This is a genomic window from Parafrankia discariae (assembly GCF_000373365.1).
Taxonomy (GTDB): domain Bacteria; phylum Actinomycetota; class Actinomycetes; order Frankiales; family Frankiaceae; genus Parafrankia; species Parafrankia discariae.
The window spans coordinates 1-1,621 of record NZ_KB891193.1 but is presented as its reverse complement, the minus strand read 5'-3'; the positions used below and the strand labels follow the sequence as shown (position 1 = coordinate 1,621).

At 57.2% G+C, this 1,621-nt stretch carries 2 rRNA genes; both read left to right on the top strand.

Annotated elements, in window-relative coordinates:
• Positions 1 to 1,373 (top strand): 23S ribosomal RNA (locus B056_RS0110765); the annotation flags it as partial.
• Positions 1,374 to 1,445: 72 nt separating this feature from the next.
• Positions 1,446 to 1,562: ribosomal RNA gene (gene rrf, locus B056_RS0110760) — 5S ribosomal RNA — on the top strand.
• The last annotated feature ends 59 nt before the right edge of the window (positions 1,563 to 1,621 follow it).

The following is a 1,621-nucleotide window of genomic DNA, read 5'->3' as shown; positions in this document are numbered from 1 at the left end:
CCGAGCCGATTGTGGCGAAGTGGGTGATCCCATGCTGCCGAGAAAAGCCTCTAGCGAGTGTCAGAGCCGCCCGTACCCTAAACCGACACAGGTGGTCAGGTAGAGAATACCGAGGCGTGCGAGTGAACTGTGGTTAAGGAACTCGGCAAAATGCCCCCGTAACTTCGGGAGAAGGGGGGCCACTTCCTGTGTAGGAGTTTACCTCCGAAGCGGGGAGGGGCCGCAGAGACCAGGGGAAAGCGACTGTTTACTAAAAACACAGCTCCGTGCTAAGTCGTAAGACGATGTATACGGAGTGACGCCTGCCCGGTGCTGGAACGTTAAGGGGACGGGTTAGCTCTTCGGGGCGAAGCTCAGAACTTAAGCGCCAGTAAACGGCGGTGGTAACTATAACCATCCTAAGGTAGCGAAATTCCTTGTCGGGTAAGTTCCGACCTGCACGAATGGCGTAACGACTTTCCTACTGTCTCAACCACAGACTCGGCGAAATTGCATTACGAGTAAAGATGCTCGTTACGCGCGGCAGGACGGAAAGACCCCGGGACCTTTACTACAGCTTGATATTGGTGTTCGGTTCGGTTTGTGTAGGATAGGTGGGAGACTGTGAAGCTGGGACGCCAGTTCCGGTGGAGTCATTGTTGAAATACCACTCTGGTCGTACTGGATGTCTAACCTCGGTCCGTGATCCGGATCAGGGACAGTGTCAGGTGGGTAGTTTAACTGGGGCGGTTGCCTCCTAAAGAGTAACGGAGGCGCCCAAAGGTTCCCTCAGCCTGGTTGGCAATCAGGTGTTGAGTGCAAGTGCACAAGGGAGCTTGACTGTGAGACAGACATGTCGAGCAGGTGCGAAAGCAGGGACTAGTGATCCGGCGGTGGCTTGTGGAAGCGCCGTCGCTCAACGGATAAAAGGTACCCCGGGGATAACAGGCTGATCTTGCCCAAGAGTCCATATCGACGGCAAGGTTTGGCACCTCGATGTCGGCTCGTCGCATCCTGGGGCTGGAGTAGGTCCCAAGGGTTGGGCTGTTCGCCCATTAAAGCGGTACGCGAGCTGGGTTTAGAACGTCGTGAGACAGTTCGGTCCCTATCCGCCGCGCGCGCAGGAGACTTGAGAAGGGCTGTCCCTAGTACGAGAGGACCGGGACGGACGAACCTCTGGTGTGCCAGTTGTTCTGCCAAGAGCATGGCTGGTTGGCTACGTTCGGAAGGGATAACCGCTGAAAGCATCTAAGCGGGAAGCTCGCTTCGAGATGAGGTCTCCCACAGGGTAGCCTGGTAAGGCCCCCGACTAGATGATCGGGTTGATAGGCCGGAGGTGGAAGTGCGGCAACGCATGGAGCTGACCGGTACTAATAGGCCGAGGGCTTGACCACAAAGATTCTGCTGTTCTGCGTCCACTGTGCGGTTCTCGGGCTGCGACCGGTTTCGGTCGGGTCTGATAGTGTTTCGGTGGTTTTAGCGAAGGGGAAACGCCCGGTTCCATTCCGAACCCGGTAGCTAAGCCCTTCAGCGCCGATGGTACTGCGTGGGTGACTGCGTGGGAGAGTAGGACGCCGCCGGACTTCTTTTGGTGGGGGCTGTTTCTGGCTGTGGCCGGGAGCAGCCCCCACCTGCATTTCCG